Origin of the sequence: Pedobacter caeni (assembly GCF_900129215.1) — a bacterium.
GTDB lineage: Bacteria > Bacteroidota > Bacteroidia > Sphingobacteriales > Sphingobacteriaceae > Pedobacter > Pedobacter caeni.
In genome coordinates this window covers 1-6,407 of sequence record NZ_FQUQ01000014.1, presented here as the reverse complement: position 1 = coordinate 6,407, position 6,407 = coordinate 1, and the positions used below count along the sequence as shown (strand labels likewise).

Genomic DNA, 6,407 nt, shown 5'->3' with positions numbered 1-6,407 from the left:
CGGAGATCAACACTACTGAAGAAGAGGCCTTCCCGACAACCGGTCCAAATGGAGCATTGTATTATTCTTCCAAAGGAAAAACAGGGATGGGTGGATATGATATTTACAGCAGCAATGGAGAAAAAGGTCAATGGAGCAAAACTCAAAACCTGAAATATCCATTGAACTCTACCAGTGATGATTTCTATTTTGTGAGCCATGATGGCAAGACCGGATATTTCTCTTCCAACAGGGAGGGGGGAGCTGGTGATGACGACATCTACAGTTTCAACGATCAGACTGCTCCGGCGATGATTCTGGCCCTGGATGGAACTGTTTATGACCAAAAGACCAAAGCGACCTTAGACTCGGTACTGGTGACCTTAACAGACGGTAACGGACTTGCAATGAATCGTAAGGTGACCACAGGGAACGGGAACTTCTTTTTCGGTTTAACAAAAGATCAGGATTATAAGGTAGAGATCAGTAAACTGGGCTATACTTCGGTATTGAAAACGGTAAGTACAAAGGGATTGACTAAATCTGATACTTTAACCATGCAGGCCTTTTTGGATAAAGATAAGTTTGAACCCGGAAAAACCTATGTACTGAGAAACATCTATTATGATTTTGATAAATCGAACATCAGGCCTGATGCTGCCAGAGAGTTGAATAAACTGCTGGCGATCTTAAAGGAGAACCCGGCGATCTGGATTGAATTGTCATCACATACTGATAGCAGGGGAAGCGATCAATACAACCAGTGGTTGTCGCAAAGCAGGGCAAACGCTGCCACACAATACCTGATCGACAGAGGGATTGAGAAAGAGCGGATCAAAGCCAGAGGATATGGGGAAACAATGTTACTGAACAGGTGTTCGGATGGCGTAAAATGTAGCCATGCAGAACATCAGCTCAATAGAAGAACAGAATTTAAAGTCATTAAATAAATTGTAGTAAATAATGTTCAGGTAGACAGAATGTTGTACATGTTCTGTCTACTTATTTTTAGTCGAAATAATATTTTTGTTTACCTGTCTGATATATTGAGGTGAGTTGTTGGTTTTTTGAAGGTATTGAGAGAGTTTTGCTTTTAGATGTGTTAAATGATATTTTTTATTGGGATTTTGAGGTTAGGTATTATTGGGCAATAAAATTCCCGAAAATTTGTTTGTGGTGATTGTAATAAGATTATTACGATGCAGGTAGAGTAAATGGGTTTTTTTTAAAGGTGGAACGTTAATTGTGATAGAGATGATAATCGTTGCATAACGAAAAAAAGCATAATTTATTACATATACCATATCTACCTAATATGAGTACATCTTTACCTCTCTCAGCAGTTTCTGCTGTACAACGCTCGTTTCTATACTTTTTAAGAAAAATTTCCCGAATGGTGAATGCTTTACCGATTTCTCAATGGAAGTTGTTGATGTGTTTGCTGTTGTTTGGGCTTTTTGGAAATCGGGCTGCTGCGCAGTTTACTATCACGGAGAATTTTAAAGGAAGTTCTGCCGGAAGTAATATTATTCTTGGAGGAGATCCTAATGGAAATCAAGCCACGTTAACTTCCGGAGGAGTTGATCCGGTAAATAATGGGTGGCTCAGGCTAACATCTGATGGAACTAACCAGAGGGGATTTGCCTATATAAACTCGCCATTTCCATCTACCCTTGGAATTTTCGTTGATTTTGAGTTTAAAACCTGGAGAACCCGTGCCGATAGTTTTGGCGGTGCTGATGGTATTGGGGTATTCTTATTCGATGCGGCCGCAAATTTTGCATTAGGTGGTTACGGTGGTGCGTTAGGTTACGCACCTGGAAGTGCGGGAGCAGGATTAGCTGGCGGATATGTGGGGATAGGTCTGGATGAGTTTGGTAACTTTTCTTCCAATGGAAATGGAAACCTTACCGGTCCTGGACAAACAGCCAACTCGGTGGTACTTAGAGGACCTACTACGACCAATAATACCAGTTCAGTATCAGGAGGTATAAGACCATCAAATGAATACCTGACGGGAGTTCAGACGCAATCCAGTACCACTTCAAATACCAATTCGTTGGATTATTATGTCAACGGTCAAACCACAAGACCAACTGATGCTCAATTTTACAGAAGAGTTCAGATAGAGATATTACCAGTAGCGGGAAATTATCAGGTTACCGTAAGGTGGGCTACCACTCCAAACGGACCGTTTACAGATCTACTTACCAGAACATTAACCAGCCCTCCTCCTGCTAACTTAAAGCTTGGTTTCGCTGCTTCTACCGGAGGAGGATTTAATTTTCATGAAATCAGAAACCTTTTAATCACTACACCCGGAGGTGTCAGAACAGATAAAACCGTAGATAAAGCGAATGCATTGGTGAATGATCAGGTTACCTACACCGTAAATGCCTATAATTCTACTACGGCAGCAATCACTAATTTGAAATTTGCAGATACCCTGAAAAATGGAAATAATGTGATTATTCCTTCTTCGGATTTCACCATTAACAGCATTACGTTTAACAATAACGGAAATACCGGAAATATTGCTGCCGGATATGTTAGCGGAACACCTAAAACAACCGGTCTGACTAATCCATTCAACACCACCCTGAATATGGCGGCTAATGGGAAGGCCACATTTACAGTGGTTGGAACTTTAAATGTAGTTCCGGCAGGAGGGGTAATTACCAACACTTCAGCTGTTGATCCTGCGTTAACTGGAATCACTGATCAGGATTTAACCAATAACCGCTTTACCGTTAGTACCAACGTACTTTCACCTAACGTGGATCTTAAGATTGATAAGAGTGTAGATAATACTTGTGAAGATCCGGTAAATGGAAATAATTATACGATTACGGTAACAAATGTTGGCTCGACGGCAAGTGCTGCGCTCAGGACTATATCGGTAAGTGACATCATTCCTGCCGGGATGGTCCTGAACGGAACACCAACTGCTCCAGGATGGATTTACAATGGGATCTCAACTGCTCCTACATTTACCAGAGTAGGCTCTCTGGCCTCTGGTTTCTCTTTTCCTACAATTACACTAAATCTAAAACGCTCGGGAACACCTGCAGCAGGGGCCAGTTTTGACAATACGGCCACAGTGACTTACCAGGGAGCACCTCCTGAAGCCAATACGTCTAACAATAGAGTTACCACTACAGTTTATGTTAAACCCAATCCACCGGTCACAGCTCCGGTTAGCTATTGCCTTGGAGCTACTGCAACTGCATTAACCGCTACAGGAACCAATCTGAAATGGTATACAGTAGCTGTTGGCGGAATGGGAAGCAGCACTGCACCCGTTCCGGTAACTACCACAGCGGGAAGTACTACTTATTATGTAAGCCAGAGCAATGGAACCTGCGAAAGTACATTAACGCCAATTACAGTAACTGTACAGCCTGCATTAACTAATAATACCGTTACTGCCAGTCAAACCATTTGTATCGGTACTACAGCTACGGCTTTAGCAGGAAGCCTTCCAACGGGAGGTTCGGGAACCTTTATCTATCTGTGGGAACAAAGTACAGATGGAGGAGCTATCTGGACAACTGCAACAGGAACCAGTAATGCACAGAATTACAGCCCCGGAGCACCAACGGTTACGACTCAATACCGTCGTACGGTAACAAGTGGAGCTTGCTCAACTACCAGTACGGTGGTTAGCATTACAGTTCAGCCTGCAATTACAGGGAATACCATTACCGGACCTTCCATACTTTCTATTTGTGTAACAGGTGATCCCGGACTGATCACTGGTGCTGCACCCGCAGGAGGAAGCGGAACAGCTACTTATCAATGGCAAATCAGTACTGATGGGACCACATTCAGTAATATCGCTGCCGCAACAGGTATCAGCTATGATCCACCAGGACCTGTTACTGTAAATACCTGGTATCGCCGTTTGGTGCAGTCAGGAGCTTGTACAGTAGCAAGCATTAGCAATCTGGTGAAATTTACAGTATATCCTGCATTAACCCCAGGCTCCATAGGGGCAAACCAGGTTTTCTGTCAGACCGGAACACCTGCTGTCTTGAATGAACTAACTGCTGCGACTGGTGGTGATGCCATCTATGCTTATCAGTGGGAAAGCAGTACTACAAGTGCCACTACCGGTTTCACACCTATTTCCGGCGCTACCCAAAATACCTATACTGCCTCTGCAGCCATTACACAAACCACTTATTACCGAAGGGTAGTTAGCTCTGTGGGTTCAAGCTGCGGAGCTCAAACAAGCAATGTGATCACTGTTACGGTAAATCCTGTCATTACAGGGAATACTTTAACCATTGCCGGAGCATCTGCATTCTGTATAACCGGAGATCCGGGTAACATTACCGGAGCAACGCTGTCTGGTGGAAGTGGTACTTATACCTATACCTGGGAACAAAGCATAAATGGAGGAACCAACTGGACAGCTTTACCAACGGTAACGGCAAACCTTGATCCTGCGGTGATTACCACCACAACGCTATACCGAAGAACGGTAAGTTCAGGAACCTGTACTTCAACGAGTGCTCCGATAATGGTAACTATTTATTCAGCACCTACAGTGGCTGCTGCCGGACCAGATCAATCAAAATGTAATACCAGTGCATTTACGATGGCAGCTAATGCTGCAACATCAGGTACAGGAGTCTGGGCTGTTGTTTCAGGAACTGCAGTAATTGCAAATACAGCTTCGCCAACAACGGGAGTAACACTTGCTGCCGGACAAACGGCAACCTTATCATGGACCATCAGTAATGGAAATTGTGCGGTGAGTACAGATCAGGTAACCATTACTAACTTCGCATTGCCAACTACTGCAAATGCAGGAACGAATGCAACACAATACAATTCAGGTGTCTTTACCCTGAATGGTAATTTACCAGCTTCAGGAACTGGAGTATGGACCGTGAAACCCGGAAGTACGGCAACAATTGCCAATCCGGCCGATAGAAATACAACTGTTACCATCGCTGCAAATACTTCAGCCACATTAATCTGGACCATTTCTAATGGTAATTGCGGAGTCTCTTCTGCTGAAGTGACGGTTACTTATACCCGGTCAGCAGATTTGAAAGTCGTTAAATCTATTGTTACTCCAGGACCTTTTACCGCAGGTCAGCCTATTGTATACCGGATTGTGGCTACCAATGATGGCCCAACTGATGCACAGGGCATTAAAATTTTGGATAACGTACCAGTAGAGATGGTCGTGTCTACGATTAACGCCAGTGCTGGTGGTGCTGCGTCGATCGGACAAAATACTTCAGCAGGTAATAGTATCAATGTGACTGCAGATATTGCTGCAGGCGCAGGAAATACGGTAACTATTGATGTGAACGGAACGATTGCGGCTAACTATGCCGGAACGTTGACAAATACGGCTACGGTGACTTCTCCGAATGTTCCCGATCCTGATGGTGCAACTTCTACGGTAACCAATCCGGTAGAGCGGAAGCCGGTATTGGTGGTTGATAAACAAGGGCCTTCAAATGTGATTGCAGGCGACGCCATCACTTATAAAATCATTGTAAAAAACACAAGTAACAGCGATGCAATTGGTACGACCATCAGAGATAATATTCCGGCTAAGATTACAAATGTAGCCTGGGTGGTTAGTAAAACAGGAACCGCAAGCTTTGTGGGGAGTGCATCCAATACCGGCAGCAATATCAACTTTACAGGAACTATTCCTGCAGGCGCAGGGAATACCATTGTGATTGATGTGACCGGAACAGTGTTGCCTGCTGCAACCGGAAACTTTAGTAACGTGGCAATAGCCATCCCAACGGAACCAGTGCCTTCGGTGAACTCGAATACAGTAGTTACCAATATTTCCAACCAATCGGGATTGGTGATGTTGAAAAACGGACCTGCTACTGCACAAGCAGGAACAGCGATATCCTACACTTTAAAAATTACCAATAACGGGTTAAGTGATGCAGTGAATGCATCGATCACTGACCTGGTTCCAGCTGAAATCAAAACAGTGAGCTGGAGCTCTGCCACCCAGGGTTCTGCTACACTGAATGGTACGGGTAGCGGTACTGGAAATTCAGTTTCCGTTAGTGGTAATATTCCTACCGGAGCCGCAAATGCAATACTGGTTACCATCAATGGAACTGTTGATCCATCATTTAGTGGGAACATCAGCAATACCGCTACTGCAGATCCTTCGGAAGTGGGTAGTCCTTCTTCGAGTTCTACGGTAACGACACAAGTAGGTCGTACACCAGTGGTGACGATTGCAAAAACAGGACCAGCGACTTTAACTGCGGGTCAGAACATCAGCTATACCATAGAGGTCAGCAATACCAGTGTTGCCGATGCAAAAGCATTGGTGATTACGGATGCTGTACCTGCAGAAGTTACCAACGTAAACTGGAGTACTGCTACTGCTGGTTCAGCAGGATTGATCGGTACAGGAACGGGAACAGGAA

At 44.2% G+C, this 6,407-nt stretch carries 2 protein-coding genes; both read left to right on the top strand.

Features of this window, described 5'->3' with window-relative positions; translation table 11 throughout:
• The coding region (locus BUC20_RS33455; protein ID WP_159441190.1) for an OmpA family protein at nt 1–929 on the top strand (929 nt) is incomplete at its 5' end.
• Between the two features lie 443 nt (nt 930–1,372).
• Nucleotides 1,373–6,407, top strand: a 5,035-nt coding sequence (locus tag BUC20_RS33450) for a beta strand repeat-containing protein (RefSeq protein WP_234994642.1), incomplete at its 3' end; no start/stop codon positions are given.